Source organism: Streptomyces sp. BB1-1-1, assembly GCF_031597775.1.
Classification (GTDB): domain Bacteria; phylum Actinomycetota; class Actinomycetes; order Streptomycetales; family Streptomycetaceae; genus Streptomyces; species Streptomyces thinghirensis.
Genome location: NZ_CP134203.1, coordinates 4,323,179 through 4,348,522 on the forward strand (window position 1 = coordinate 4,323,179; position 25,344 = coordinate 4,348,522).

31 protein-coding genes are annotated in these 25,344 nt (G+C 67.7%); 28 read left to right on the top strand and 3 right to left on the bottom strand.

Going from position 1 to position 25,344, the window contains the following annotated elements:
- The first annotated feature begins 348 nt into the window (after positions 1 to 348).
- From RI578_RS19860 to RI578_RS19965, 22 genes are all read left to right on the top strand, one after another.
- Positions 349 to 663, top strand: a complete 315-nt coding sequence (locus RI578_RS19860; protein ID WP_070200836.1) for a transcriptional regulator — start codon at positions 349 to 351, stop codon at positions 661 to 663.
- Entirely contained in the window at positions 663 to 1,037 is a 375-nt protein-coding gene (locus RI578_RS19865; protein WP_310872326.1) for a hypothetical protein, read from the top strand. The genes RI578_RS19860 and RI578_RS19865 overlap by 1 nt, the downstream gene beginning before the upstream one ends.
- A gap of 56 nt (positions 1,038 to 1,093) precedes the next feature.
- Positions 1,094 to 1,675 carry a WhiB family transcriptional regulator gene (locus tag RI578_RS19870; protein WP_310872327.1) on the top strand — a complete coding sequence of 194 codons (582 nt, stop codon included), beginning with the start codon at positions 1,094 to 1,096 and terminating at the stop codon, positions 1,673 to 1,675.
- A gap of 61 nt (positions 1,676 to 1,736) precedes the next feature.
- The gene (locus RI578_RS19875; protein WP_310872328.1) at positions 1,737 to 2,096 is read left to right on the top strand and encodes a hypothetical protein; all 360 of its coding nucleotides are present in this window, start codon (positions 1,737 to 1,739) and stop codon (positions 2,094 to 2,096) included.
- Entirely contained in the window at positions 2,096 to 2,956 is an 861-nt protein-coding gene (locus tag RI578_RS19880) for a hypothetical protein (protein WP_310872329.1), read from the top strand. Before RI578_RS19875 ends, RI578_RS19880 begins: the two co-directional genes overlap by 1 nt.
- A gap of 83 nt (positions 2,957 to 3,039) precedes the next feature.
- On the top strand, positions 3,040 to 3,687 hold the full coding sequence (locus tag RI578_RS19885; protein WP_310872330.1) for an ATP-binding protein: 648 nt from the start codon (positions 3,040 to 3,042) through the stop codon (positions 3,685 to 3,687).
- Positions 3,687 to 4,034: a DUF4326 domain-containing protein gene (locus RI578_RS19890; protein WP_310872331.1), complete on the top strand. Its 348-nt coding sequence runs from the start codon at positions 3,687 to 3,689 to the stop codon at positions 4,032 to 4,034. Before RI578_RS19885 ends, RI578_RS19890 begins: the two co-directional genes overlap by 1 nt.
- Entirely contained in the window at positions 4,034 to 4,453 is a 420-nt protein-coding gene (locus RI578_RS19895; protein WP_310872332.1) for a DUF6195 family protein, read from the top strand. Before RI578_RS19890 ends, RI578_RS19895 begins: the two co-directional genes overlap by 1 nt.
- Positions 4,453 to 5,571 (top strand): DUF2637 domain-containing protein, encoded by a 1,119-nt coding sequence (locus tag RI578_RS19900; RefSeq protein WP_310872333.1) that lies wholly within the window; start codon positions 4,453 to 4,455, stop codon positions 5,569 to 5,571. Before RI578_RS19895 ends, RI578_RS19900 begins: the two co-directional genes overlap by 1 nt.
- Positions 5,572 to 5,612: 41 nt before the next feature.
- Positions 5,613 to 6,206 carry a hypothetical protein gene (locus RI578_RS19905; RefSeq protein WP_310872334.1) on the top strand — a complete coding sequence of 198 codons (594 nt, stop codon included), beginning with the start codon at positions 5,613 to 5,615 and terminating at the stop codon, positions 6,204 to 6,206.
- Positions 6,207 to 6,689: 483 nt separating this feature from the next.
- The gene (locus RI578_RS19910; protein ID WP_055646316.1) at positions 6,690 to 7,253 is read left to right on the top strand and encodes a hypothetical protein; all 564 of its coding nucleotides are present in this window, start codon (positions 6,690 to 6,692) and stop codon (positions 7,251 to 7,253) included.
- 10 nt (positions 7,254 to 7,263) lie between these two features.
- Complete coding sequence (locus RI578_RS19915; RefSeq protein ID WP_310872335.1) at positions 7,264 to 8,241, top strand: bifunctional lytic transglycosylase/C40 family peptidase; 978 nt, start codon at positions 7,264 to 7,266, stop codon at positions 8,239 to 8,241.
- Positions 8,242 to 8,291: 50 nt separating this feature from the next.
- Positions 8,292 to 8,630, top strand: a complete 339-nt coding sequence (locus RI578_RS19920) for a hypothetical protein (RefSeq protein ID WP_007447287.1) — start codon at positions 8,292 to 8,294, stop codon at positions 8,628 to 8,630.
- Between the two features lie 3 nt (positions 8,631 to 8,633).
- Entirely contained in the window at positions 8,634 to 9,944 is a 1,311-nt protein-coding gene (locus tag RI578_RS19925; RefSeq protein WP_310872336.1) for a hypothetical protein, read from the top strand.
- Entirely contained in the window at positions 9,925 to 11,556 is a 1,632-nt protein-coding gene (locus RI578_RS19930) for a hypothetical protein (RefSeq protein WP_310872337.1), read from the top strand. The genes RI578_RS19925 and RI578_RS19930 overlap by 20 nt, the downstream gene beginning before the upstream one ends.
- 6 nt (positions 11,557 to 11,562) lie before the next feature.
- The gene (locus RI578_RS19935) at positions 11,563 to 13,089 is read left to right on the top strand and encodes an SCO6880 family protein (RefSeq protein ID WP_310872338.1); all 1,527 of its coding nucleotides are present in this window, start codon (positions 11,563 to 11,565) and stop codon (positions 13,087 to 13,089) included.
- The gene (locus tag RI578_RS19940) at positions 13,086 to 14,522 is read left to right on the top strand and encodes an ATP/GTP-binding protein (RefSeq protein ID WP_070200828.1); all 1,437 of its coding nucleotides are present in this window, start codon (positions 13,086 to 13,088) and stop codon (positions 14,520 to 14,522) included. The genes RI578_RS19935 and RI578_RS19940 overlap by 4 nt, the downstream gene beginning before the upstream one ends.
- 62 nt (positions 14,523 to 14,584) lie before the next feature.
- Complete coding sequence (locus tag RI578_RS19945; protein WP_244210010.1) at positions 14,585 to 14,905, top strand: DUF6238 family protein; 321 nt, start codon at positions 14,585 to 14,587, stop codon at positions 14,903 to 14,905.
- Positions 14,905 to 15,168, top strand: a complete 264-nt coding sequence (locus tag RI578_RS19950) for a hypothetical protein (RefSeq protein WP_070200826.1) — start codon at positions 14,905 to 14,907, stop codon at positions 15,166 to 15,168. The genes RI578_RS19945 and RI578_RS19950 overlap by 1 nt, the downstream gene beginning before the upstream one ends.
- A gap of 44 nt (positions 15,169 to 15,212) precedes the next feature.
- Positions 15,213 to 16,661 carry a TraM recognition domain-containing protein gene (locus tag RI578_RS19955; RefSeq protein WP_310872339.1) on the top strand — a complete coding sequence of 483 codons (1,449 nt, stop codon included), beginning with the start codon at positions 15,213 to 15,215 and terminating at the stop codon, positions 16,659 to 16,661.
- Positions 16,658 to 17,164 (top strand): hypothetical protein, encoded by a 507-nt coding sequence (locus tag RI578_RS19960; RefSeq protein WP_055643651.1) that lies wholly within the window; start codon positions 16,658 to 16,660, stop codon positions 17,162 to 17,164. Before RI578_RS19955 ends, RI578_RS19960 begins: the two co-directional genes overlap by 4 nt.
- 598 nt (positions 17,165 to 17,762) lie before the next feature.
- Positions 17,763 to 18,200 (top strand): ATP-binding protein, encoded by a 438-nt coding sequence (locus RI578_RS19965; RefSeq protein WP_310875813.1) that lies wholly within the window; start codon positions 17,763 to 17,765, stop codon positions 18,198 to 18,200.
- Positions 18,201 to 18,433: 233 nt separating this feature from the next.
- Here RI578_RS19965 and RI578_RS19970 read toward each other — a convergent pair whose 3' ends face one another.
- Genes RI578_RS19970 through RI578_RS19980 form a run of 3 tightly spaced genes read right to left on the bottom strand, consistent with a single transcriptional unit; the run spans position 18,434 to position 21,383 of the window.
- A complete protein-coding gene (locus RI578_RS19970; protein WP_399060772.1) occupies positions 18,434 to 19,108 on the bottom strand; it encodes an HAD-IA family hydrolase in 675 nt (224 codons plus the stop codon).
- Positions 19,108 to 19,995, bottom strand: coding sequence for a phosphotransferase family protein (locus RI578_RS19975; RefSeq protein WP_399060774.1), 888 nt, complete (start codon positions 19,993 to 19,995; stop codon positions 19,108 to 19,110). The genes RI578_RS19970 and RI578_RS19975 overlap by 1 nt, the downstream gene beginning before the upstream one ends.
- A complete protein-coding gene (locus tag RI578_RS19980) occupies positions 19,992 to 21,383 on the bottom strand; it encodes a helix-turn-helix transcriptional regulator (RefSeq protein WP_310872341.1) in 1,392 nt (463 codons plus the stop codon). Before RI578_RS19980 ends, RI578_RS19975 begins: the two co-directional genes overlap by 4 nt.
- A 175-nt stretch (positions 21,384 to 21,558) precedes the next feature.
- Here RI578_RS19980 and RI578_RS19985 point away from each other — a divergent pair, with 175 nt between their 5' ends.
- The 6 genes from RI578_RS19985 (at position 21,559) to fxlM (ending at position 25,334) form a co-directional block, all read left to right on the top strand.
- Positions 21,559 to 22,032, top strand: coding sequence for an ATP-binding protein (locus RI578_RS19985; protein ID WP_310872342.1), 474 nt, complete (start codon positions 21,559 to 21,561; stop codon positions 22,030 to 22,032).
- 38 nt (positions 22,033 to 22,070) lie between these two features.
- Positions 22,071 to 22,523, top strand: a complete 453-nt coding sequence (locus RI578_RS19990) for a DUF6415 family natural product biosynthesis protein (protein ID WP_310872343.1) — start codon at positions 22,071 to 22,073, stop codon at positions 22,521 to 22,523.
- Positions 22,520 to 22,990 (top strand): DUF6302 family protein, encoded by a 471-nt coding sequence (locus RI578_RS19995; protein WP_310872344.1) that lies wholly within the window; start codon positions 22,520 to 22,522, stop codon positions 22,988 to 22,990. The genes RI578_RS19990 and RI578_RS19995 overlap by 4 nt, the downstream gene beginning before the upstream one ends.
- Positions 22,991 to 23,043: 53 nt before the next feature.
- Positions 23,044 to 23,247, top strand: a complete 204-nt coding sequence (locus RI578_RS20000) for a DUF5999 family protein (protein WP_248585344.1) — start codon at positions 23,044 to 23,046, stop codon at positions 23,245 to 23,247.
- Positions 23,244 to 23,891 (top strand): hypothetical protein, encoded by a 648-nt coding sequence (locus RI578_RS20005; RefSeq protein ID WP_310872345.1) that lies wholly within the window; start codon positions 23,244 to 23,246, stop codon positions 23,889 to 23,891. Before RI578_RS20000 ends, RI578_RS20005 begins: the two co-directional genes overlap by 4 nt.
- A 204-nt stretch (positions 23,892 to 24,095) precedes the next feature.
- Positions 24,096 to 25,334 carry a methyltransferase, FxLD system gene (gene fxlM / locus RI578_RS20010; protein ID WP_310872346.1) on the top strand — a complete coding sequence of 413 codons (1,239 nt, stop codon included), beginning with the start codon at positions 24,096 to 24,098 and terminating at the stop codon, positions 25,332 to 25,334.
- Positions 25,335 to 25,344 lie beyond the last annotated feature (10 nt).

A 25,344-nucleotide genomic window follows, 5' to 3' on the forward strand; every position in this document is an offset into this window, starting at 1 on the left:
GCATCGGACCTCGTTTTTTGGGTGACCCGAGGAATCCTCGGACTGTTGACTTTTGATGCGAACCAAGATAGCTTCATCTTAGCGAAAAACGAGGGGGTTCGCACCCCTCTCAGCCTTCGCACACCCGCGGTTCGCATCGTGGACCGACGGGTGGAGAGGGGCTACCGCGCATCACTCGGGTGCGCTCCCTCCCCTCAAAACGCCATCGGCGTCCGAGAGTTCGCACCTCTCGGACGCCAGACAGCTCGTGATCCGCGGCCCCCGACAAGGGCGCTGGTCACTCGCACGGCCACTCCGTGTCCTTTCGCACGGCACGACGGAGCGGCGTACCACATAAAGGAGTGTCGCATGTCCCCTACTACGGACTGCAACCCGAAGGTGGAGATCCCTTCGGGCCCGGCCGAACGGCTGGCGGCGCAACTGTCGTCCATGCTGCCGGAAGCCGCTGTCGTACAAGTTCGCCTTCAGGGGCCTCGAACTCTGTGGCCTCACCTCGGGCTGACCGCCGTGAACGCCCGTGGACGGACCCTTCGTATCCCTCGGGCGAAGGCGCTCACCATCGCCCGGTGGATCATTCGCTCGTTCCCCCAGGCCGGATGGGCGGCCTCCGGCGGGCATGCCTTCGACCTGCGGACCGCCGAACTGCGCGGGCTGGAGGCGTGATGGCGGCCGTGGCACCGGCGAACGCGGGCCCGGCCGTGGACTTGCAGGGACTCGCGGCCATGGTCAGCCTCTTGGCTCAGGCCGGCGGCCTGGACGCCTTGTTGGGCAGTCAGGCTACGGACTCCCGCGACAAGCGTCTGCACATCGGGTATAGCGAAGCCGCTGAACGGTTGAACATTCCCGAAAAGTGGCTTCGTGAGCGTATATCGACGCTCCCGCACCGGAAGTTCGGGAAATTCGTGCAGTTCACGGAGGACGACCTCCACGCGATTTCCGATATGCACTTCGTCAGCCCTGGTGCAAGGACCCAGAGGGATGACGAGTCGGCACTGATGGCGCTTCAGCCGTCCAAGCGCTCTCGTAAGCGTTCCTGATCTCCTCTCGCGCCCGATGGAACAATTCGCGGCGCTGCGAACATCGCGAGACACAAATGAGCACTGACATATCCAGCCTTATCAAGGCTGTGCATCAGGGAAACTGGCTGCCCCTCCTGGAGGAGTCGAAGAAAGCTCCGGGTAAGCACTGGGCCGACTCTGCCCGATGCGCCAACCAGGACATCAACATGTTCGTCCCTCTCGCAGACGGCCCGCGGGAAGACCCCGACGTGGTGAAAGCCAAGTTGGGAATCTCCCTCAATCGTCCTCGCAATTTCTGCGCGTCATGCCCTGTGGCCGTCGCTGCCCGGTGCCTGGTGGAATCCCTCAAGGATGACGACGAGTACGGCATTCGGGGCGGTCTTCTGGCTTCGGAGCGCTCAGAGTTGCGGCGTGCTTGGCAAGACCGGGACACCGAGAAAGCCGTAGAAGGCGCCCTTAGAGGGTGCACCTCACCTCTGACAAAGCCCGCCCGGGACGCGGTGATTGCGCGCTTCGCCACTGATCCCTCACTGGAAGCTGCCGCCGTCGCCCGCGGGCTTGGCGTGACGCACGAGTATCTGCTGAAACTCGCCCGTCGCTACCGAAAGTCTCAGGCCGAGCAGGGCACGCCCCCGCTCCGCGTCGTAGCAGCCTGACTCCGCTCCCGAAGAAACGATTCTTCCGCACGGCGGACCCTGCGTTCACGGGAGTTCTCCCATGCTTCAGAACAGCCCCTCCGGATTTCGCCGCACGAACATCGGTGCTCAGATCCGAGAAATTGCACCTACGGCCGTGCTCGTACGGGTCTTTCCCGCAAGTCGGTCTGTTACCCACCTCTTCGAATCGGATTTCTACCGCATGCTCATCGACCGCAAGACCGAAGAGGAAGTGGCGCGAATGGTCAGGCGCGGTTTCGGCAGGGCAGCCGACTGGCGTCGCGCCCACGATTTCTACCTCCCTACCGAAACGCTGTACCTCACCCCGGAGCCGCATCAAAACGGCTACGTCCCGGAAGACGACCAGTCTTTTGGTCTTTCCCTCAGGCGTCGCATATTCATAGGCTGCGGTGAGCGCTGATGAGCGACATAGCGACCGAACTGGTCTGGTCACAGTCAAAGTCGTGCCGGGGCTCACGCCTCGTCATGCTGGCTCTGGCCCGCGAGGCGGACGACGACGGCAAGGCGACGCTGACCCTGGAAGAGATATCGACGCTTACCCGTCTCAGTCCCCGTTCGATAACAAAGTGCCTGGGAGAGCTGGCGAAGCTCGGAGAACTGAGCCACGAGCGGGGAGGGGGTGCTTCCAACCCGAATGCCTACTCGATACTGCTGTGCAGCAACGGCGTTGGCCGTGTCGATTCAGAGAAAGAACTTCCTACTCCCAGCCCTGAAGATTCCGAAGAGGGAACTAGGTTCCAGGAACTTCCCTCCCAGAACGCCACTCCGGAAGCCGGAAGTGGGAAGTTTCAGCACACAGACTTGGAAGTTTCTTCCTCGCGCGTGCGTGGTGGTAATACTCCCTACGGGAGTATTACCACCACCAAAGAGCAGGCTAGCTTGCTGGGGTCGCACCGAGAGAACAGCACCGTCAAGCGGGACTCGGTGAAGGTTCCGGACGGAGCCAAGGACCTGGTAACAGCCATAACAAGCGCTGGAATGCTCGTCGGCTGGCGACTGACCGAATCGGAATGGGATCGGGTAACAGCTCTCGCAGCACGTTGGGGAAATGAACGGCTGGTCGAGATGGTGGCGCGGCGATGGAACGCCGACCGCCCGCCACAGTCCGCCCGCTATCTGCTGCGTATCTGGGCCGATCTGCCCTCACACGCTCCCGCAGCAGCCTCCCCGGGGAATGTCGTGCCGTTGCGTCGGCAGTCCGGAGGCTGGATTCCCTTTCAGAACACCGCTGCCCCCAGCGCTTACCAGAACGGATTTTGATCATGGCAGAGCCGGAACGCGCGGGCAGCGCCAGGTCGATGCGCGCAATGGAACGAATACTCGCTGCGAAAGGACTTCAGGCCGTGCCGGACGTCAACCCCGCCGACGAGGCACCGGAAGAGAACCCGGGAGACCGCGAGTGGCACTGTCGGGCTCGGGCCGACTACGCCGTGAGCCGCTGGCAGCGGGCAACCCCTCCCCGCTTCCGTGATGCTGAGGCCTCGCTGCCGGAGGTCATCAGCTGGGCCGACCGGGCACTCACGGACAACGCTGCCGCTGGCGCTCTGCTCCTCACCGGGCTCACGGGGACCGGCAAGACGCACCAGGCGTACGGGGCCTTGCGGAGGATCGCGGCCGGCGGACCGGACCGGTTCGAGCTGATCGCCGTGAACTCAGCGGACATGTACGGCAACCTGCGCCCGTCACAGGTCATGGGGGCAGCAGAACACGAGCTGCAACGGCTCAGCCGGGTTCAGTACCTGCTCCTCGATGACCTCGGCACGGCGAAGACCTCGGAATGGACCGAAGAGGTCACGTACCGGCTGATCAACTTCAGGTACAACCACTGCTTGCCAACGATCATCACGTCCAACCTTCCGGCCCGTGATGAGAACGGCCCGGACCTGAGCGACTTCGTCGGGGCCCGCGTGGCGAGCCGTCTGGCCGAGATGGTCACGACCCTCGTGCCGATGATCGGCGCCGATCGGCGCCGTGGTGGGAGGGCGGCGTGATGCCCGTCCGCCTCCGCGGAGCGTCCCGCGACGCCGCAGCGCTGTCCACAGCCTGTGCATATGTCGGTCCTCGCAGCCGGTACGCGAACCCGTTCACAGCCGGGGTGCGGTCCCCGCTCGGTCCCCCGATGGACGCTGCGGAGTCGGTGGACCTCTTCGCCGCCACGCTCCGGGGCCCGGTCGGACGTCACTACGCCGCTCGCTTCGCCCGAGTCCTGCGCGGGCTCGACCTGATGTGCACATGCCCCCTTGATGCTCCGTGCCACGCGGACGTTCTCCTCCGCCTCGCCAATGAGCCCGGCGGCAGCACCGCACCCTGCACTATCGATCTTCTGGAAGGCCCCTGATGAGTCACCCGATCATGCTTGCTGCGGCCAAGCACCTCACCACCGCAGAGGAACGGCGCAAGAACGCTCGGGAGGCCGCGTTCCGCACCTGGGGTCCGAGGTCGATCACCGCAGCGTCCAAGTACGCACGCACCCTCCTGGGGGACGCCGCAGTCACGCTCGACTGGGAGGTACTGGGGCTTCTCAGCTTCGAGGAACACCTGCAAGCCTTCGCGTCGCTCGACACGACCGGGGGCCAGCACCTGGAGCTGTACTACACCGATCAGGGCGGCACGGAACGAATCTCGCTGCGGGTGTCGTGCGTGAGCTGCCCGAGTCAGCACGTGCACGAGGTCACGTCTTTGGAACAGCTCGGACGGCTCCTCTCGCAGACCCCTGCCTGGCAGGACATCAGCCCGCGCGACGGGGGCAACCTCTGATGTCACACGCGCACATAGACACGGCGGCGGGAACCGAACAGCAGGAGAGCTACAGCCTGCGCGGAATGACGGCCTGGGACCGCAGTGCGATCATCCTGCTCGGCGCGGCCGGCTTCGCCTTCTCGTACGACGCACTGCGTCAGATCGCCCTCGCGATCCACGCCAGGGAGACCTTGTCCTACCTCTTCCCGGTGTTCATCGACGGGTTCATTGCCTACGGCGTGCGGGCGATCGTGCTCCTTCGGCACCAGCGGTTCGCCGCACGGCTCTACGCCTGGTTCTTGTTCCTCGCGGCGACCGGGGCGAGCCTCGGCGCGAACGCTCTGCACGCCATCACGTTGAACGATTCTCCGCAGGCCGGACGGTCCGCGCTGCACCTTACGGACAGCGTCGTCGGTGTGCTGTCGATGCTCGCGCCGCTCGCACTGGCCGGATCGGTCCACCTCTACATTCTGATGGCGCGGACGGCTGAGCGGGCGGTCCCGGACCGGGCTGACACTGGTCCCGGACTGGTCCGCGAGGAGTCTCCGACGCTCGAACGCGTCACGGTCCAGCAGGGTCCTCGTCCGCTGGAAGCACCAGCATCGATGCCTCCGCGGCGGTTGACGAGCGGTCCGTCCGCGCCGCAGGATGCCGCCGCAGTAACCGTTGACCTGCGGAAATCCGAGCCCCTGCCCGACGTGAAACCACGTACGGAGGACGCTGCGGCTCACCCGTCCGCAGGAGCGGACGGAGAGGAGACGGAGTGTAAGAGCGCGGACGGACCGGGCGGCGGACCTGCGGACCACGCGCCGACCACAGCATTGCCGGAGAGCATGAAATCCCCCGGCCCCACGGCGGTCCCGACCCCGACGGACGGCGAAAAGCCGTCCGTCCCGGACGACTCGGAATGCCCCCAGGACCGGGAGGCGGACGACGACTGGTTGGCAGAGTTGCTGCCGATCGCGCGGGCGGCTACCGAGCGGGCCGGACGGACCAGTCGTGAGGTTGTAGGGGACGCCGTCCGCAAGCACCAGGCGATCAGCAACGACCGTCTTGGTGTGCTGCTGGCCCGGCTGAAGGAAGAGGACGACGAGGCAACGAGGACACCCGCCGCTGCCTCCACCGCCCTCTGGTGATCTCATCTCATGACGGGCCCGGGGCCTGCGGGGCTCGCGCCGTGCATGCCCCGGCCGGTCAGCTTGATCAGGAAGGAACGACGATGTGGTCTCGCCGACGCGACCGGGCGGAGGACGCCGTCCGCGCCGATGCCGTACAGGCAGCGTCCGCCCTCACGGTTCACCTCCAGGGCGGCGGCAATCTTGTGCCGGTCCAAGCGGACGGCCTTGCACTTGCGGCCGGTGAAGTCGCCTTCGCGGACGTGGCGTGCTCCGCCGCCCGCTTCTACGGGACAGAGGTCGACTACCCGACCTCGGCCAGCGGGTATTTCGAGGATCACCCGACCTTCGGCCGGCGGTGGGTGAGCAACGGTCGACTCGACGCCCGTCGTCGCCAGGAAGCGGAGGATGCCGCCCTTCCGCAGTGGCGCGATCACACCGCCGCCCGAGTGGTGCTCACCTCAACCGGGGTACGGCTCCTGCCGCTGAGGGCTCGCGAGTGGATGCCGTTCGACCACGCCCTTCTGACCGGAGTCGCTGCTGAGCCGTCCGCCGTCGTCCTCTCGTACAGCACGTGCGCACCCCTGCTTCTTTCCGGCCCGGCCGCGCCGTGGCTCGGCGTGGCGATTGAGCACCTTCGCCACGGGGCCGCATAGGGCCCGCAAAGCCTTCCCCCGAGCGAAAGCCGGAACTTAATTCCTGGAATTAAGTTCCGGCTTTTTTCGTGATTCGAGTTGTCCGCGAACCCCTGCAAGGATTCAGGCACGGCCAACGCCACAAGGCGCTTTCCGGCCGTAGAGATCTGCTCACGATCTCGCCCGAATCACGGAAGGGGCTGATGGCCTTGATATGAGTAACGCGCCCGTCAGCTCAACCGTCTCGCAGATGCGAAACAAGATCGAACTCTTCCGCAGATGAGACAGGCAGATAGAGCTATACGCTCCGGCCTGCTTTGCGATTTCCCCGGCATTCGCCGGTAAAGCCCGCAGGAGGAATCCCCCTCCTTCCTGCGAAGGAGCGGCGCGGCCCCAGCCCCCGCGGGACCGCGCCGCTCGCACTTCCGAAATCTCTTGCACCAAGGTTGTGGTTCCCGCATGCCTCGATCCACCCGTTTCATACCTATATCAGCCGCAATAGGTGTGGCTGGTTCCCTGACCCTTCTGTCGACCGGCTGCTCCAGCTCGACCAACGACGCCTCCGCGGCCTCGACCGTGTCCGCGCAGCCGCACTCCGTCTCGGCGGGCATCCCCGACACGGCCACGCCGCACAGCAGCGCTACCTCCTCCTCGTCAGCTACCGGACTCCCCAAGGACGTTGAGCGGACGGCGCGGGCCTTCACTACGGCCTACGCGGAGCACGATGCCCGCGACGGTGCCGACAGCTCGTACGCGGATGCCGGCGCTCGGGCAGCCCGGCTCGCCTCGGGGGAACTCGCTGGCGTGCTCGCCCAGAAGCGGCCGAGTCAAGACGCCGCCTGGGCCGCCCTGCGGGCCGAGAAGGCACATCAGACGGCCAAGATCACGTCAGCAGTCGTCCCCGACGGCGCACCTGCGGCAACGGCCTCCTCCGCTCTCGTCCGCGTGAGCTACACCCTCACGACCGCCCCGAAGTCCGGTCACACGCGCAGCAGTAGCGAACAGCTCGCGCTCCGCCTGGAGCACACCTCCATGGGCTGGCGCGTCACCGCCTTGCCCTGGGCGTGACGGGGCCGCGATGAACAAGGGCACGCAAGCTGGCCTGGGACTCGTCACGGCCGGGCTCATCACCGGTGTCGCCATGCTGACCACGTTCGGAGGGGCCGACAGCGCCTCCGCGCAGGAAGCCGGACCGGGTGGCGGCATCACGACGGACGCTCCCGTGCCGGGCTGGGTCCGTGAGCTGATCAACAAGCACGCGGGCGAGTGCCCGCAGGTCACAGCCTCGCTCCTGGCGGCTCAGCTCTACACGGAAAGCCACTTCAACTCCGGCGCGACGTCACCCGTCGGCGCTCTCGGGATCGCCCAGTTCATGCCGGGGACCTGGGCCCAGCACGGCAAGGACGGCGACGGCGACGGGGTCAAGGACGTCCGCAACCCCGCCGACGCCATCGCCGCGCAAGCCGCGTACGACTGCACCTTGGCCAAAGAGGTCAAGAAGGTGCCGGGCGACTCGACGGACAACATGCTGGCCGCGTACAACGCGGGCGGCGGCGCGGTGATCAAGTACGGCGGTATCCCCCCGTACCCCGAGACCCGCAACTACGTGCGCAGCATCCGCGCTCTGGCCTCGAAATGGGCCGACGCGGTCAGCCCGGACGCACCGGCCGGCAAGGGCGCCGCCCGCGCGATCTCGGCCGCGAAGACGGCCCTGGGCACTTGGTACCGGTGGGGCGGCAGTTGCGTCATGCCGTACGAGGGTGTGGGCGGCTGTGACTGCTCCTCGCTCACCAAGATGGCCTGGTCAGCGGCGGGAGTGAACCTGCCGCGAACCACGTACGACCAGGTCCACGCAGGGACCGCCGTCAAGGCCGTCTCCCAACTCGTCCCGGGCGACCTGCTGTTCAGCGTCCCGGGCAGCGCCGGCCCTGAGCACGTCGGCATGTACATCGGCGGCGGCCAGGTCATCGACGCACCGCACACCGGGGCTCAGGTGCGGATCAAGCCGCTCAGCTACTGGAAACCGCAGATCATCGCGATGCGGCACGTCGGCTAATCACGCCAAAACATCCTAAACCATTCCTCACAGCACCAAGGGGCTAAACCATGCACAACCTCCTTTCTGCCGCTGCCGATCCCTCCCTGCACACGACCCTCGCCGCCGGAGCCGATGTTGTGTCCGGCGTGAAGCCGGACTGGGGCCCCTTCGGGAAGCTCGGCGGCACGGCGAAGGTCATCCTGGGTGTCATCGCCGCCGTCGTCCTCGTCGTCGGCGCCGGTGCCTTCCTCGCCGGTGTCGGCAAGTCGAAGGGGTGGTTCGGTGAGGGCCACTCCACGATGGACAGCTCGCGCGGCAAGGGCATGATGGTCGGCGGCCTGACCTGCGTCTTCCTCGTGGCCAGCTTCGGCACCATCTTCGCCATCACGTACGGCATGGGTGTGTGACCCATGCCTATCCGACCCCGGAGGAACGTTTCCTCCTCGAAAGCCAGCGGAGCGCGCCGCTCGTCGGCCAAGCTCTGGGGCATCGCGGCTGGCGGCGCGGCCGTGGTCACCGCGGCCGGGGTGGTCGTCAGCATGACGACGGGCACCCCTCCGGCCACGGCACCCTCCGAGTCGGCACCAGCCCACTCGGCTCCGCAGGCGAGCGGGGAAGGCGTGCGGGAGCTGCACGGCGTCCCCGTCGGCTACCCGCACACTCGATCCGGCGCCAAGGCGGCAGCGGCCAACTACACGACGGTCAGCGGGAGCTCGCAGTTCCTCACGGACAAGGACGCGCGGCACCGTGCGGTGGCAGTTATGGCGGCCAAGGGCTCGGCTGATGCGGCGGTGAAGAAGGCCGACCACGCTGCCGAGGACGCGGTCACCTCCCTGCGGGGCGACACCTCCAAGGTCTCCGTGAAGAAGACCGTCGCGCGTACCGGTGTCCTCTCGGCGCATGTCCTGGGCTTCGACGCCCACGGGGCGATGGTGCGGCTGTGGACGACGACGGTTCGCGGCAGCACGGCCGGGCACGCGACACCGAAGACGGGTTTCCAGTCGGTGACGGTCACCCTCACCTGGGAGTCCGACGACTGGAAGCTGAAGGACAGTTCGGCCTCGACGGGACTGGTCGCTCCGATCGACGTGCGGCAGGCATCCAACGTACCGGGCGACTTCTCGGACTACGTTCCGGCCGCTGCAGAAGACCCCGTGCTGAGCGGCGCCGAAGACCGCAGTGGATTCCCGGCACCGTACGGACACAACGAGCGCGGCGCGCGTGCCGCTGCCGTCAGCGCCACCATGCTCTACGGCGACCCTCGGTTCTTCACCGATGAGGACTGGCGGCACCGGATGCTGTCGGCCACGGCCGCGTCGAGCGTGCTGCACTCGGTCACCTCGGACACCGACTCGACGGCTCGTCTGGTCATGGAGAACCGCGGTGTCGGCGCGGACGGGACGACCGTCGACGGCAGCGAGCTGATCACGCGGACGGCGGCGCTCGCCACCCGCTCGATCTCCTACTCCGACCAGGCCGCGAGCGTGGAGCTGTGGACGGCGTCGGTGGGGGGCGTCGCCGGGAAGGACGAGACGCAGCGCCCGCAGGTCGCCTTCCTGCGGATGACCGTGGATCTGGTCTGGGAGGACGGCACCTGGAAGACGACGGCCGTCACGCCGTCCGAACCGCTCGTGCCGTCTCCGCCGGCCATGCAGGAGGCGGCCCCGGCCGACAGCTTCGCGGACGTGGGGGGTGCCAGCAATGCGCCTGCGACTGCGTGACGACGCCCCCGGCCTGCTGACCATCGAGCGGGGAGCGCCGGGTCGCTGGCGCCGCCGCCTCCAGGCGGTGGCGATGGTCAACGTGATCATCGGGTTCGTGTTTGTGCCCTCGGCGGTGGCCAATCCCTTCTGCTACATCCCGATGGTGTGTGAGGCGAAGGCGGCCATCGACTTCGTCAAGGACCCGCTGGGGTTCCTGCTCCAGAAGCTCACCGAGGCGAACATCTGGTTCCTGCGCAAGATGCTGGAGCTGATCCAGAACACCACGAAGATCGACCTGACGAGCCCCGGCTTCCTGAAGCAGTACGCGATCATCTTCGCGGCCTCCAGCCTGCTCACCGTGGCCCTCTGGTTGATCGCCGTGGCCAAGCGAGCGGTCCGCGGAGTCGCCCTGACCACCGCCGTGTCCGAGGCGATCGGCTTCCTGCTCCTCCAGTTCGTGGTCAACGCCATGACGCCGGGCGCAATCGCGCTGCTGATGAAGGCCATTGACGAAGTCACGGCGGTCTTCGAGCCGTACGCGACGAGCAACTTCAAACCGTTCCTGGAGAACATCCTCAAGGTCATGGCAGCCAACCCCACGGAGGGCGTGGGACAGCTGCTGGTCGTCAACCTCATCATGATGTGCGGCGCCCTGCTGATGTGGATCGAGCTGCTGATCCGCAGCGCGGCCATCTACGTGGCCGTCGCGCTCGGGCCGATCGTCAACGCCGGGCTGGTCGATCGCGACCTGTGGGGCAAGTCGAAGAAGTGGTTCGGCGCCATCTTCGCCATCGGCCTGAGTAAGCCGATCTTGTTCGCTCTGCTGGGCCTGGGCGGCGCGATCCTCAGCGACACCTCGGGGAGCATGTCCGACGCGGTCTCCAAGACCCTGGTCGGCGCGTTGATCCTCCTGCTCGCCGTCTTCGCGTCCGCCACGCTCTACAAGTGGGTGCCCGCCTTCGGCGACGAGATGGCCAGCCTCCACCATGACCGGAAGAGTGCACAGTCCTCCGGCCCGGCCGCCGCGATCGACGGCCCCGCCCAGCACGCCAACAGGGCGATGGGTGCTCGTGTCCAGGACTCCTTGGTCGGCGGCTCCAAGGCCGCTGGTGCCAAGACCGCTGGCGCGAAGATGGGCGGCGGAACTGCTGTGGCCGGACCGGTCGCGGCCGGTGCCGCCATTGCCAAGGCCGGCGTCGACATGGCAAAGAACAAGGCCACCAGCTCGCCGGGCGCGCAGGGCACCGACGCCGCAGGCGGCGGCAAGCCCGAACAGCCCGAAAGCCAGCAGGGCGGCGAGGACACCGCCGGTACGTCCGGTGCACCGGCCGCCGCTCGTCCCCAGGGAGCGACCTCCGACCCGGTCGTCAGCTCCTCTCCGGACTGGTCCTCGGCCGGTGGCCACGCCTCGGCCGGACGCGCACCGGAAGCCAGCGGGGCACCGAGCACAGCACAGCCGCCCTCCCCGCCGTCAACCGGCGCGGGAACCTCGGGCCCGACAGCGCCCGCCTCCCCCTCCTCCGCATCAGGAACCACCTCGGGCTCCGGGCCCTCCGTCACGCCCCCGCCGCCGTCGCGGCCGTCGGGCGGCCAGGCACCCGGACGACCGAATCCCAGCAAGGATCAGTGACCTTCCATGTCGACTCGTACGTATCAGTTCGGAAAGCACCGCCCCACGGGGCTGGTGGGCCGCCGCGACCTCGGCGAACAGGTCGTCCTCGGCGGCGGAGCCGTCACCGGCATCCTCTTCGGCTACCTCTTCAACGGCGTGACGGCCATCGCAGCAGCGTGCCTGGTCCTGCCGATCCTGCTCGCCCTGGTCATCGTCTATGCCCCGTACCGGCCCAAGGGCACGTCCCAGCGGCGCACCCTCTACCGCTGGTGGCGGATCAACCGCTACCACCGAAAGGCGCTCCGCCGTACCGGCGGCGTGTGGGTGTCACCGGCTGTCGAGGCCGGCGTGCGTGCAAATGGCACGCCCCCGGACGCCGCTCTTGTGGAGCCGGAAGGCGTCACGGGCATGACGTGGGTGCCGGTCACGGTCCGCGGTCAGCAGGCCGTCGTGGTCCTCCAGCCGGAGGCCGGGTGCGTCACGGCCACTCTGGAGATCGCTTCGCCCGGCCTCGGCGGCAAGGAAGTCGGTGAGCAGATCGTGGCCCTGGAGCGCTGGGGTGAACTCCTCGACGCCTTCGGGAACGTCGAAGAACACCCGGTGAAGCGCATCCAGGTCCTGGCCCGGCAGATGAAGTCGGACCCCTACGCCCACCAGCGTTACATCGCGCAGCGCGACGAGTCGGCCGCGACGACGGACGCCCCGCAGTGGCTGAAGGACTCGTACGACGTACTGGCCAACGCCGTCTCCACCAGCGCCGAGGAACACCGCTACTACATCACCATCCACGCCCGGTTCACCCGCGACCTGGCGGCCGAGGGCGCCGCCCGCGGCACTGGTGACGAAGGGATCGCCGCGGCCATGGCCGCGTACCTGGATGAGCTGTGGTCCCGCGCGGAGGACGCCGACCTCTCCGTGATCGCGCCCCTGGACGAGGGCCGGATGACCGCGTTCATCCGCAACTCCTACGACCCTGATCACGCCATCTGGGACACCGACCTCCGACAGGCGCACGCCTTCCCCCGCAACGTCGACGTCCGCGACGGCGCCCACGTTGCCACCCGCGCGGCAGGCTCCACGGACAGCTGGTACCACGCCACGGCCGCCGTCGTCGGATGGCCCACGACCCCCGTCGGCCCCGACTTCCTCTCACCTCTGCTGATCGGGATGCCCGACGTCATCCGCACCATCTCGATCACGCAGCAGCTCGAACCCAACGACAAGGCCGTGGAGCGGATGCTCGCGGAGGACACGAACAACCAGGCCGAGATCGACCGCGACCGGAAGCGCGGCAAGAACATCGACCCGCGCGACCAGATCGCCGCCACCGCCACCGGATCACGCGGCATGACCCTGGCGTCCTCCGGCGCGGCTGGCTCCGCCGTCGTCGGCTACATCACCATCTCCTCGCGCAGCGCCGAAGAGCTGGAGCGCACCAAGCGCACCACCGCCTCCCGCGCCCGCAACGCGCACCTGCGGATCGAATGGCTCGACCTCGAACACGCCCGTGCCTTCGCCACGACCCTGCCCCTCGCCGGAGGTATCAAGTGACTGACCTCCTCGACCTCGCCCCGCTGTCGCCGATGCACGAGACGGTGCGCCGTCCCCTCTACACCGAGACGACCACCAGCCAGGCCCTGTACCTGCCCATCGCCCCTCCGACCCTCGGCACGGCGGGCGCGATCATCGGCCGGGAGCTGTACTCGGGCAAGGCGTTCATCTACTGCCCGTTCTCGGCGTTCGGTGACGGCCTGCCCGGCGGCAACATGATCGTCATGGGGGACACGGGCCGGGGTAAGTCGGCCCTGACCAAGACCTACGCCGCCCGACAGATCCGCCTCGGGCGTCAGGTCGTCGTCCTCGACACCAAGGAGCAGAAGGAACGCGAGGAAGGCGAGTGGGCCGCGCTCGGCCGCTCGCTCACCGGCAAGGCCCCGGTGAAGTTCGCCCCCGGCGGTAGCCGGGGCGCCTCGTGCATCAACCCGATGGACCCAGCCATCGCGGGCAAGCGGCAAGTCGAGCTGGTGCGCACGATCGTTGAACTCGGTCTCGGCAAGGCCCTGGACGAGTTCGCCGGCTCTGCCCTGCGGATCGCGATCCGCAGGGCCCACCAGCGGGCGGGAGAACTCGGCCGCACCCCGGTCCTGGCCGACGTCTCCGCCGCGCTGCGGTCCCCGGAGGAGTCCGACGCGACGGCTAAGAAGCGTACGCGGGACGAACTTCTCGGTGACGGCCTGGAGGCGTCCTACGTCCTGGACCGGCTCTGCGGCAGCGAACAGGACGCGACCGGCGACCTGACGGGCATGCTCGACGGCCCGACCAGCCTGGGCGTGGATCTCGATGCCGACATGATCGTTTTCGACCTGACCAAGGTTCCGTCCGGCGGCGTCGCCATGACCATCCTCGTCGCCGTGATCTCGGTCTTCCTCGAAGAGGTCTGGCTGCGCCCGCTGTGCGAATGCGGGACGGAGCCGGGGCAGCACAACCGCGTCGTGGTCGATGCGAACTCCGGGGCCTGGGAGCTGGGGCCGAACCCCGGCTCCGGCTGTCGCCGCTACACGCAGCGCAAGCGCATCCTCGTCTGCGAGGAAGCCTGGCACATCCTCGGGACCCCCCAACTCGCCTCGCTGCTTGAGAAGTTCCTGAAATTCGCGCGGGGATACGGGCTGAGCTGCATCTTCATCGTTCATCACCTCTCCGACATTGACGACAGCCCGGAGACCCAAGCGGCGTTGAAGATGGCCGACACCATCGTGATCTACAGCCAGAAGAAGGCGGAGGCGGAAGCGACGGTGGCCCGGCTGGGTCTGCCGTCCTGGACGGCCGAGCACATCATGCGCCTGCGCCGCGGAATCGCGCTGTGGAAGGTCGGCGAGGTGATCTACCCCGGCGTCCAGCACCTCTTGGTGGAGGCCGAGCAGCACCTGTGCTTCTCCTCCGGCTCGATGTCCGACCTGACCAGCACCTCCCCGGACGCCGAATGAGCGGATACCGCCGCCCCTCAACCGCCGACCCCTTCCACGCAGACTCGGAACGAGCCCTCGCCATGACCGTCACCACTGACCACACCACGCTTCCCGCCGACGAGCGCGCGGTGCGACAGGACATCGACCAGCTGCACGCCGAAGCGCTCGACCTCGCCCGGCGTATGAAGGAACTGGCTCTCGTGCTGGACCACGGCGACTACTCCGCCGCTGGAGGACGCGTACGTACGGCCGTCGCCCACATCTGGCGAGCCGCCGAGGACCTGCACAGCGCCTTCCACACCGCGCCCCCGCGCTGTGCCGGGCCCGACGCGTCGATGTCGCGGCTGTGCGGCCGGCGGATGCGCTACCTGGCGGCCCGCGTCGCCCGGAGGGCCGAGTAATGGACATCATGCCCGGCGGCATCTCCCTTGTCCTGTACGCCGTGACGGCCGTGTGCGCGGTAGCCCTGGTGACGCTCTGGTTCCTGCTGAACCGCGGACGGCGCAACGCCGGATTCGCGAGCAAGGGACAGCTCAAGCGCCAGATGTCGGCCAAAGCAGTCCTGAAGGCCACCGAGATCCGCCCCTCCCTCACCAGCGACGACCGCCACCCGAGCCGCGCAACCAGGGTGAGCTTCGCGAAGGACCGCCCCGCCGGTCGTTGACCCTCTTTCCTCGTCGCCCGCCCCACCTCGCTCCGGAGTACGTCATGCACCACCCCCTCGATCCTCACGATTTCGGCTACTCGCTGGGCACGTCGCAGCGCCCTAAGGGCGTCGAGCTGTGGTCCCGCGCCGACAAGGCATGCCGGGTCATCGGCCCGATGGGCAGCGGAAAGACTCTGCGGTTCTTCGCCCCGCTCGTCCGCAACTGGGCCGGGCCGGTCCTGGCCACCTCGACCAAGCCCGATCTGGTCGAACTGACCCTCGACGCGCGACAGCGGGACGGCCGCCCCGTCGCCGTCTTCGACCCGCAGAACATCGCGCCGAGCCTCCCGCGCTTCCGGTGGACGCCGATCAACGGCGCAGCCGACACGGAGGTGGCAATGATGCGCGGGAAGGCGTTCGTCGCGGGCTCGCGCACCCCCAACGGTGCGGCACAGTCCAGCGAGGGCAGCGCCTTCTACAAGGGGCAGGCGTCCAAGATCCTCGCGGCCTTCTTCCACGCCGCCGCCCTCGACGGCGCCTCGCTCGACTGGGTTCTGCGGTGGGCCCGCAAGCTGACCGACCCGGCGCCCCTCGGCATCCTCAACGCTCACCCGGGCGCCGGCCCCGGTTGGGCGGACATGCTCCGCACGGCCACCACAGGCGACAGTCGCACCGTCGGCAACACCGCCTCGACCCTCGACGCGGCCCTCGAACCCTTCATGCACCAGTCGGTGATCAACGCCCTTCAGGGAGACGGAGAGGACCCCACGGACTTCGGCGCGTTCCTCGACGCCGGGGGCACCCTCTACCTCCTCGGCAAGGACAGCGAGGTGAACAGCGTCGCGCCGCTGACCACCGCAATAGCCGAAGACCTTCTGGATTTCGCGGAGGCACACGCTCTCGCGTCCCCGGCCGGGCGGCTCGACCCCGCCCTACTCGCGGCTTTGGACGAGGCGCCGAACATCGCGCCTATCCCCTCCCTCCGCCAACGCGTCGCCGACGGTCGGGGCCGAGGCATCACGGTTGTCTACGGCCTTCAGGCGTGGGCGTCGGCTCGTGCCCGTTTCGGCGAGGACACCGCCAAGGAGCTGGCGGCCTTCACCAACAACGTCATCGTCTTCCCCGGGGACAAGGACCCCGACTTCCTGAAAGACATGTCCGACCTGTGTGGTCAGGTCGAGCGAGAGCGCACGACGAAGACCACGTCCGGCGGAGACCGCGGCGGCCACTCGACGGCCACGCACATGGCGCTCGAACCCGTCCTTCGAGGAGACGAGATCAGGGGCCTTCCCGAGGGTCACGCCCTGGTCCTCGCGGACAACCTCCCGCCGATCGTCACCCGGCTCGACGGCATGTGGACCTGGGATTCCTGGGCCGAGATCGAGGGTCACGTCCGTGACCTTCGAGCCGCCAATGAAGCCGAGCGGACCCTGCGGGCTACGGAGAAGAAGAACCGGGCCAAGGCCCACGCGGTGGCGTGGGTCGGCCGTGAAGGAGCGGCTGCCGCATGATCGAGACCCTGACCCACTTCGAGCCCTTTCCCGAGCCGCCCGCACTGATCTTGGAGTACATCGCGGAGCGGAGCACGGAGGAGTCCGTGGCCGCCGACGGTCCCGTCCCGTGGGACATCGGCGCCCTGTCGGCAGAGCTGATCAAGCCGATGCCCGCGTGGCTCGATTCCGTGTGCCGCTGGCTGAACCGGACGTACGCCTGGCAGCCGCAGGACGTCATCCCGCCCTGCTGGGCGAAGCACGAGGGCCTGGCATACGAGATCGCGGCCCTGGCCTTCGCCAGGGGAGACGCGTACGCGGAGGCGGGCTCGTCCGTGATCTGGCACGAGCAGTACGACCGCTTCCTCACCCGAATGAACAAGTCGTTGGGCAAAGCAGGCGACGAATGCCGCGTCGGCAGGCACGACGACCGTCCGGCGCGTTTCCAGCTCGCGGCCTGGCCCACGGCCAAGGGCGAGGAGACGGGATCTGCGGGACGAGTCGAGGAGATGGTGGCCGGATGATGAGGGACCCGAACATGGTCTTCTCGACGGACCCTCGTCACGGACTGGTGGCGCGAAGCGGCTGGGAACAGGAGGAAGCCCGGACCGTGCTCCGTGATCTCGGTTGGGAGTGGACGGAGGAACTGCACGCCCTCGTCCCACCGGACGACGTACCGGAGGTCGACGCCGGCCTTCAGGCAGTGGAGGAACTGCACCTGCACGGGCACCGGACCGGATACGCCGTGGGGCCCTACGGCACGATGCGATTGACCCTGGATCGCGCGGAGCAGGTGTTCACGAAAGCCGCCGCCCGGGAGCCTGGTGGGGTCACCCCTGAGGCGGGCGCGGAAAATGATCAGCCTGCAAGAGCGGAGACCAGGCGGCCTACGTACGGGGGAGTACCCCATTCAGAAGGGCCGGGTGAACCCGACAGGCCCGAGTCCCCAGCAATCTAGAACGCCCTCCAGGAGTCTCAATGACGAAGTCAAGCCCGCTCTGGGAGGAACAGCCGACCTGGTGTTACGCGTCGTTTCAGGGGTACCCGAGTAGCAGTAGCCGTATTGCTCAGGACGAGGGTGGCGGTGTGGGCTCAGTGCTGCACGAAAACGAAGAAGAGCCTTTGGTCCGCCGACCCGTACTTTCGGCTGCGACGTTTGTCGGCGACGAGCCGGTGGCCGAGGCCCGGGACACCGCACGTCGGTTCCTGACCGAGGTGCAGGCCGTTCACGGCATCCCCGTCTCCGTCCGGGCGATGGGCATGGTGGAGCTCGTGGTGAGCGAACTGGTGACCAACGCATACAAATACGCGCCTGGCCCATGCCTTCTGGACCTGGAGGTCAGCGACGGCGCCGTGGCGATCAGCGTGTGGGACACCGACCCGACGCTGCCGGTCGCCCGCGCCGCTGACCCCGGCCGGATCGGTCAGCACGGCTTGGAGATTGTCATGGCTGTGTGCAGCAGCTTTGAGGTGCGCCGCGAGCCAGTGGGCAAGCGCACGAAGGCGACAGTCACGCTGGCCGACGACCCAGGCGGACATCCGGCGGGCCGCCTCCTATGACCAGGGACACCAGACACAGGCCACCTGCGGAATGGGCGATGCCGGGGGTGAACACCAGGGCCCACGGGACACAGGCCCGGCGGCTGGCAAGAGTGATCACGGCCTGGAATCGTGACCAGCGAGAGAGCCCATACCTATCCTTCAGCGTTCGAGGAGCCCTAGGGGTTCCTCGAACGCTGCTGCCGTTCGTTGGCCGGAGTGACGTCCCCGGCGAGTTGTTTCGCTCTGTTCGTTCAGGCGGGAGCGGGGTCGAGGAGAAGCGAGTCGAGGATGGCAGCTGTGCCGGTGGGGTCGGTCGTGTGGTGCACGGTGCGGATGCCCAGGGTCTCGGCGGGCGGCAGGTTCTCCGCGTGGTCATCAACGAAGACGCACTCAGGACCGGTCAGGTCCAGGGCGTCAAGCGCACGCTGATAGATGAGCGGCGACGGCTTCCGTACGCCCTCCAGCTCCGACAAGATCACGGCATCGAAGAAGTCCGTCCACATGCCCTTGTCCTCGTACGGGTTGTAGGGCTCGATCCCGAACGAGTTGCTGAGCATGGCCACCTTGATCCCTGCCGCACGAGCGCGCTTCGCGGCGGCGACTATCTGAGGCTCCGGATGGAGGTTGGCCAGAGCGCGCCGCATCAGGTCGGTGGAGTCGATACCGAGGATGCCGCCGATGACACGGTTCCAGTCCTCCTGGGTTGCCTCACCGACCTCCAGCGCTGCGTAGATCGCGACGCCGTCGGGATGCTCATTCAGCGCCGCGAAATACGCGCCTGGAGTCAATCCCTCCGTCCTCTCGAACGCCTGCCCGTTCAGTCGCATCCGAGTGGTGAGCACACCACCGAAGTCGAGAATCAGACCACGTGGATACCGACTCGTATACCGGTGCGTAGTCCCCTTGCAGGGCGCTGAGCCCTCCATCAGAGGATTCCTTTCCACGACCAAGGCCGCGGGCCGGATCGACCACGCAGACAGTCGATCCGGTACTGCGCCTGGCTGCGCCACTCCGGGTTGTTGGCTGCGTGCTGGGCCGCGTACGTCACCATCCGCAGCTCTCGGGCGCGCGCGAGGATGGGATAGCCCTCCCACGTCGTCACGTCGTGCCCGTAGACGGCACAGAACTGGTCGTACTCGCGCGTGCTGACGGCGCCCGTGGTCTTAGCGCGCACGGCGGTGGACACGAGATCCCACTCCGGAGGCCCCACGGAGAAGCGCTCCAGGTCCATCATCAGGGCCCCGTCGACCGTGCGGACGATGTTGCCGGGCCAGGCGTCGCCGTGCACAGCCCGGTCGGGGAGACCGGCCGGCCGCTCGGACCAGGCCGCTGCGAGGTCACGGTGAAGGCCGCGCAGCCACTCCCTGTCTTCGTCACGAACGGTGTTAGCCGCTTCCAGTCGCTCGCCAACCCGGACGAAGGGATCGAGGTACCCCAGCTCGATGTCTGGTGTGGGCAAGGAGTGGAGCTGCGACAGGACTTGCGCGACGTCTTCAACGGTGCCGTGCTCCTGCGGCGGGAGTTCCACCCAGAAGGTCACGGGCCTACCGTCCGCCTCGACAGGCTGCTCCACGTCGACCAGACGAACAGCCGGGACGTTCTCCTGGGCGAGCCAGCACGCGACGCGTACCTCACGGGCCGCCGCAGCACTCTGGCCTTCCCGGGCGATCCGCACGATCATCCGCTGACCAGGTAGCCGCCATATCTGGTTCTCGGCCAGGCGTAGCGGTTCCGCTCCGGCGGAGTCCAGTCCGGCCGCGGAACATGCCTGCTCCAGAACGTGGCGGGCGGGCGCGGCTGGCGAAGCAGTCATGCGGAAACCGTAGCGGCGATGCGTTCTCGCAGCCCTGAAGCCTCTGGGATCGCCCGGTGCTTCGAGGCGAAACGACCGAGCTGCCGCAGATCGTCGGCGGCTCGCCGCGAGGTCAGCCGGCCTACCTCGTCCAGGGCGCCGTGGCCGAGCGTCGCGGCCTGGCGGGGGTCGCCCTTGGCCATGATCAGGGAGGCCAGTTTGGTCCGGGAGATCGCCCGGGACCTCTTGTAGGCGTCTGTGTGTCCTTTCACCGCTGTGTCGAATCGGCGGGCTGCCCGGCCCGGGTCCTGTCCGGCAAGGATGGCGAGATCAAACAGGGCGTGAGCTGTGTCCCCGTTGTGCTGCGCCTCGTCGTAGTAGGCCATCCACGGCGCGTCCTCGGCGGGCCGGGCCCGGGTAAACGCTTCATCCGCAGCACCGACGGCCGCCATGGTGTCGCGCACGTTGCCCATCTTCCCGAAGGCCCTGGCCCGTGCCGTGTGAAGCATCGCCTGTTCTGTCGCGGTCAGACGGTCGGAGCGTACGAGCCCCTTCTCGGCGTAGGTGAGGCCATCATCGGGAGCTCCGATCCATACCGCTTGGCGTGCGAGGAACGAGTACGTCTTGGCTCGCAGGTGCCAGTGGCCGGCCTCCTCGGCGCAGTCTGCTGCGAACCGGAAAGTCTGGGTGGCTTCGTCGTGGTGGTAGGCATCGAAGGCAGAGGCGCCCACCACGATGCCGAGTCGCGATACTGCGGCGAACAGCTCGGTTCGTAGGTGCTCGGGGCACTGGGCTTGCAGCAGGCCGGCTGACCACTGCATCGCGCGGCTGGCTACGTCACGCACCATGCCACCGCCGCCCAGCTCGTTGTCCATACCGCTGATGGCGGTGGCCGCGGCCAAGACCTGGTCAATATGGGTCGGGTTGACGGTCGTCGGCAGAGACAGCTCGGAGGGGGCGAAGACGTCGGTGAGGTCGAGGGGGGCTATGGCGGCGAGGCCGCCGATTTGGAGGAACGAGCGTCGAATCACGGGCTCATGGCTCCCAGGGCGAAGAGTCGGTTCGTCTCTGCCCAGGATGCTGCCTGTCGGCGCTTGAACGCGTCCCTCCCCCCTGCGCGTGGAAGCGTTATCGGCATCAGCACGCTTTCTATCGGCATCACGGTTGCCGTAGGCCATCGGCCATGCACGGTCAAGCAGCCCTCCCGTGTGGAGGACGTCATCGAGCCGTTGAACGACATCGCGACGGCAACTCGGGTACTTGCCCTTCTCGATCGACAAAATCATGTCGTCGCTGACCTGCACTAACCGCCCCAGCTCCTTGGCCGACAGTCCCTGCTCCAGGCGCAGTCTGCGCAGCTCGTTCCCGAACCACTCCTGGGGGGACGCCCCCGGATCGAGCTGCTTCATTGGCTGCGGCATGTTCTGTCCCCGGAGTCGTTGATGCCGAACTCTTCACCTCTCGGCATCAGGCTCTGCACGTTCTCGGTGCGCTCTGCCTAAATGGTTGCTGATCGGTTCTAGTCCAGTACACACCGCAACCGCCCCTGCCTGAAGGGGTTCTGGCAGAACGGAGGAAGCAGCGATGGAACTACTCCTCGACACCCGTGAGCGGGACGCTTCTGTTCGAGCCATGTCCAGAAGCGTGGGCGGCCAACTCGACATGAGTTTTGACGTCCGGGCTGAAGACCTGGGAACCGTGCGGGACATCGTCGCAGCGCACCTGTGCTGGTGGCGCATCGACAACGGCACCGCGCACCGCATGCTGACCGTGGTCAACGAACTCCTCACCAACGTCTTGCAGCACACCCCTGCAAACAACGACGGATGCCGGATGGCCAGCCTGCTCCTCCAGAAGGTGCCGGACGGTGTCACCGCCGTCGTCAGCGACCAGGACCCTTGCCCGCCGGTGTACACGTCGCCGGGCTCGCTGGCCGAAGAGGGGCGCGGGCTGATGCTGCTGCGCGCCTTGGCTGACGACACGTCCGTTTCCGTGACTCCAGCGGGCAAGGACGTGTGGGTCTTCATAGGGACCCCGGAAGCGACCGAGCACTTCTAGCCCCCACGGCCGGCACTTGGCCCCCTTCAGGAGTTCCGATGTCCCTCACCGTTCTGGTTCCGGAGCACGACGCGGTTCCTCCACCAGTCGACGAGCCCAGCACAGCGCAGTGGGCCCCTCCGCTCGATGCAGAGGGCTTGAGGTTCGTCCTGGAGCGGATCAAGGACTGGAGGCCGTTCGACGTGGAGGAGGTCTTTGACGACCTCGACATGGCAATCGGCAACCAACCGCCCCCCGTCGCGACCACCAGCGCCCTGATTGACCGTCTCCGCGGCCACTTGAAGCAGCTCAGCGACATCACCGTGGCCGACGAAAAGTATCCGCCCACCGCGGAGATGGTCCGGCTCGTTGCGCAAGGGCGCCCCCTGCGGGAGGAGCGCACCCCGGCCGACCACCAACGGGCCGTCGGCCTCGCTCGCCGCATGGCCTTCGTGGCTGCCGACCTGGTCGAAGAACTGATCGAAGCCCGCTACATCAAGGGGGCGGAATGATGCACTGCACCAGCTCCGTCCGGCACCCGGCCGTGACCGCCACGGTGATAGCCCTCCCGCGAGACGCATACGACTTCGACTACTTCGAGCAACGGATCTCCGACACTTGGCTCCTGGATAGGAGCATCGCTGTGCGCACCCTGCGCATGCCCTTCCTCGCGGTTCCCGTCGGGGGCACGAGGCGCGGCGGGTACTACTCGGTGTCGTGTCTCTGCTTCGGGCTCAAGGTCCGTGACCTCCTCCTTGAGCAACCCGGCTTCCCGGACCTGCGCGTTCGCTGGTCGCCGTACAACGACACCTGCCACACGGTCGAGTGGGGAGATGCCGCTCCCGATTGGTGGGAGGACGACGTGGTCTTCGGCCGCTTCTACGGCTACAGCGAGTCCGCCATCACCTCGTTTGTACGTGCACGCCCACAGACACCCTCTTCGGCAACCTCCACTCCGTGTTCCCCCACGGCTTCGTAGTCGCCGAAGAGGGCCCAACTTCCCCACACTGCCTTGAGAGGACGACGAGTACGATGTGCCAGCACACCCCGCCGTGTCCCACGGCCGAGGCTTCCGACCGAGAGGCCGCCCGCCCCACGGCGGCCCACCCTGAACAGGGCTGGAGCCTGCTGTGCAACGGGGTGTTGCTCTTCGAGGACACCGGCGAGCTGTTGCCGGACGGCCAGATCGTCGCTCCGCACCGGCCGGTCGCGCTCGCCGCCGGGAGCACCGCGTGACCACCGCTCCCCAGATCGTCGTGCCCTACATCACCGCCCGGGAGGGCGAAGAGGCCGACTCATTCCTCAATCTGCGCATGGGCCGCGGTCCGGACGGCCGGCCACGACTCCGATACGTGGATGAGGCGCCGCCGGACCGGGACCTCAAGGGCGTGCTCTGGGCCCGCTACTCCATGTCGCTCGACACCTTCGGGCAGCCCTGCGGGACACCGCGCTGGCGGATGGTTCACCCGCACCGTCAACGCGTGACGATGGCGCTGCTGCGGTGCCAGGTATGCACCGTCCAGTTGAAGCGCACCGACGGCATCCTCTTCCTGGAAACGGCGGGTGAAGAGGGCTACGGCGGCCCAGTGAAGACCGCCCAGCCGCCGGTCTGTCTGGAGCACGCCCGGATGGCGGCAGGCCGGTGCCCACGGCTCAGGGCAAGGGGCCACGTAGCGCTTCTCGCCACCCGTTTCCCGCTGTACGGCGTGATCGGCCACGCGTACCAGTGGAGCGCGAACGGCCTACAGGCCCTCTCGGACATGGACTCCCCCATCCCTTACCGCCATCCCCAGATCGGCATGTTCCTGGCCTCCCAGCTCGTACGGGAACTGCGGGAGTACAAGGTCGTCAACCTGGACGATCTTGTGCCCACCGCCTAGACGGCCGCCCGGCTCTCCTGAGTGGTACAGACAGGACCGCCGGGCGGCTCACCACCGGCGCCGGACCTTCGCGCGCCGTACAGCACGAACCCGCCAACCTTCGGCGGTCCGACGAGAACGGAGAGCTTTCGCCGTTAGCCTCCCGGCCCCCGGCACGCGTGCCGGCCCACCCGCCCCCCGAACACGAACGACCGAAGGAAGTCCATGACGAACACGACCGTCGAGCCCGACGAGGCGACCCGCCTGCGGAACAAGGTGGTGGACGAGCTCTGCGCGGACGGCAACATCTCCTCCCCGGAGATCGAAGCGGTGATGCGCAAGGTGCCCCGGCACGAGTTCACCCCCGCCGACACGCCGCTGGACAAGGCGTACGACACGTACGCCGCCGTGATCACCAAGACGGACGAGCACGGCGTGCAGCTCAGCTCCGTCTCCGCCCCGCAGATCCAGGCCATGATGCTGGAGCAGGCCCAGGTGAAGCCCGGGATGCGGGTCCTGGAGATCGGCTCGGGCGGACTGAACGCGGCCTACCTCGCCGAACTCGTCGGCGAGGGCGGTGAAGTCGTCACCGTGGACATCGACCCCGTCGTCACCGATCTCGCGCGCCAGCTCCTGAACGAGCACGGCTACGGCCGAGTCCACGTCGTCACCGCCGACGCCGCCGAGCCCATCCCGGACCTCGGTGAGGTCGACGTCGTGATGGTGACCGCCGGGGCCTGGGACGTCTCCCCGGCGTGGACCGCGCAGCTCAAGCAGGGCGGCCGGCTCGTCGTCCCGCTGCGGATGCGCGGCCTGACCCGGTCGGTCGCCTTCATCCAGGTCACGGGCGAGCACGGTCGCTACCTGGAAAGCGAGTCGGCGCGGATCTGCGGATTCGTCCCGATGCAGGGCTCGACCGCCCACCGGGAAGAACTCCTCCTGGTCAACGGCACCCCGGAGATCGGGCTGAAGTTCGATGACGGCCTGCCGGCCGACCCGCACCGGCTCGACAACGCCGTCACGTTTCCGCGCCACGAACTGTGGACCGGCGTCACGGTTCGCATCCAGGAACTCATCGACACCCTTCAGATGGCGATGGCGATCTCCCTGCCGGGCTTCTGCACGATGGCCGTCGATGAGAACTCGGACTCGGGGCTGGTCGCCCCCGTGAACAAGCGGTTCGCCCTCGCGGCCGTCGAGGACGACACCTTCGCCTACCTCGTCACCCGCCGCACCGAGGACAACAAGCACCTGGAATACGGCGTGCACGCCCTCGGCCCGCACGCGGAGCAGTTCGCCGACAAGATCGCCGACGTGCTCCGCGACTGGGAGGCCAACCGGCGCGGCGGCCCCAGCCCGGTCATCCGGGTCTATCCGGCTGGCACCCCCGATGACCAGATCCCGGCCGACCGGGTCATCGACAAGGTGCACAGCCGGGTCTCGCTCTCCTGGCCCTCGGCGTAACACCGGGAGC

Coding starts and splice junctions, on each gene's coding strand:
- RI578_RS19860 (WP_070200836.1), top strand. CDS start 349: ATGTCCCCTACTACGGACTGCAACCCGAAGGTGGAGATCCCTTCGGGC.
- RI578_RS19865 (WP_310872326.1), top strand. CDS start 663: ATGGCGGCCGTGGCACCGGCGAACGCGGGCCCGGCCGTGGACTTGCAG.
- RI578_RS19870 (WP_310872327.1), top strand. CDS start 1,094: ATGAGCACTGACATATCCAGCCTTATCAAGGCTGTGCATCAGGGAAAC.
- RI578_RS19875 (WP_310872328.1), top strand. CDS start 1,737: ATGCTTCAGAACAGCCCCTCCGGATTTCGCCGCACGAACATCGGTGCT.
- RI578_RS19880 (WP_310872329.1), top strand. CDS start 2,096: ATGAGCGACATAGCGACCGAACTGGTCTGGTCACAGTCAAAGTCGTGC.
- RI578_RS19890 (WP_310872331.1), top strand. CDS start 3,687: ATGCCCGTCCGCCTCCGCGGAGCGTCCCGCGACGCCGCAGCGCTGTCC.
- RI578_RS19895 (WP_310872332.1), top strand. CDS start 4,034: ATGAGTCACCCGATCATGCTTGCTGCGGCCAAGCACCTCACCACCGCA.
- RI578_RS19900 (WP_310872333.1), top strand. CDS start 4,453: ATGTCACACGCGCACATAGACACGGCGGCGGGAACCGAACAGCAGGAG.
- RI578_RS19915 (WP_310872335.1), top strand. CDS start 7,264: ATGAACAAGGGCACGCAAGCTGGCCTGGGACTCGTCACGGCCGGGCTC.
- RI578_RS19920 (WP_007447287.1), top strand. CDS start 8,292: ATGCACAACCTCCTTTCTGCCGCTGCCGATCCCTCCCTGCACACGACC.
- RI578_RS19925 (WP_310872336.1), top strand. CDS start 8,634: ATGCCTATCCGACCCCGGAGGAACGTTTCCTCCTCGAAAGCCAGCGGA.
- RI578_RS19930 (WP_310872337.1), top strand. CDS start 9,925: ATGCGCCTGCGACTGCGTGACGACGCCCCCGGCCTGCTGACCATCGAG.
- RI578_RS19935 (WP_310872338.1), top strand. CDS start 11,563: ATGTCGACTCGTACGTATCAGTTCGGAAAGCACCGCCCCACGGGGCTG.
- RI578_RS19945 (WP_244210010.1), top strand. CDS start 14,585: ATGACCGTCACCACTGACCACACCACGCTTCCCGCCGACGAGCGCGCG.
- RI578_RS19950 (WP_070200826.1), top strand. CDS start 14,905: ATGGACATCATGCCCGGCGGCATCTCCCTTGTCCTGTACGCCGTGACG.
- RI578_RS19955 (WP_310872339.1), top strand. CDS start 15,213: ATGCACCACCCCCTCGATCCTCACGATTTCGGCTACTCGCTGGGCACG.
- RI578_RS19960 (WP_055643651.1), top strand. CDS start 16,658: ATGATCGAGACCCTGACCCACTTCGAGCCCTTTCCCGAGCCGCCCGCA.
- RI578_RS19970 (WP_399060772.1), bottom strand. CDS start 19,108: ATGGAGGGCTCAGCGCCCTGCAAGGGGACTACGCACCGGTATACGAGT.
- RI578_RS19975 (WP_399060774.1), bottom strand. CDS start 19,995: ATGACTGCTTCGCCAGCCGCGCCCGCCCGCCACGTTCTGGAGCAGGCA.
- RI578_RS19980 (WP_310872341.1), bottom strand. CDS start 21,383: ATGAAGCAGCTCGATCCGGGGGCGTCCCCCCAGGAGTGGTTCGGGAAC.
- RI578_RS19985 (WP_310872342.1), top strand. CDS start 21,559: ATGGAACTACTCCTCGACACCCGTGAGCGGGACGCTTCTGTTCGAGCC.
- RI578_RS19990 (WP_310872343.1), top strand. CDS start 22,071: ATGTCCCTCACCGTTCTGGTTCCGGAGCACGACGCGGTTCCTCCACCA.
- RI578_RS19995 (WP_310872344.1), top strand. CDS start 22,520: ATGATGCACTGCACCAGCTCCGTCCGGCACCCGGCCGTGACCGCCACG.
- RI578_RS20000 (WP_248585344.1), top strand. CDS start 23,044: ATGTGCCAGCACACCCCGCCGTGTCCCACGGCCGAGGCTTCCGACCGA.
- fxlM (WP_310872346.1), top strand. CDS start 24,096: ATGACGAACACGACCGTCGAGCCCGACGAGGCGACCCGCCTGCGGAAC.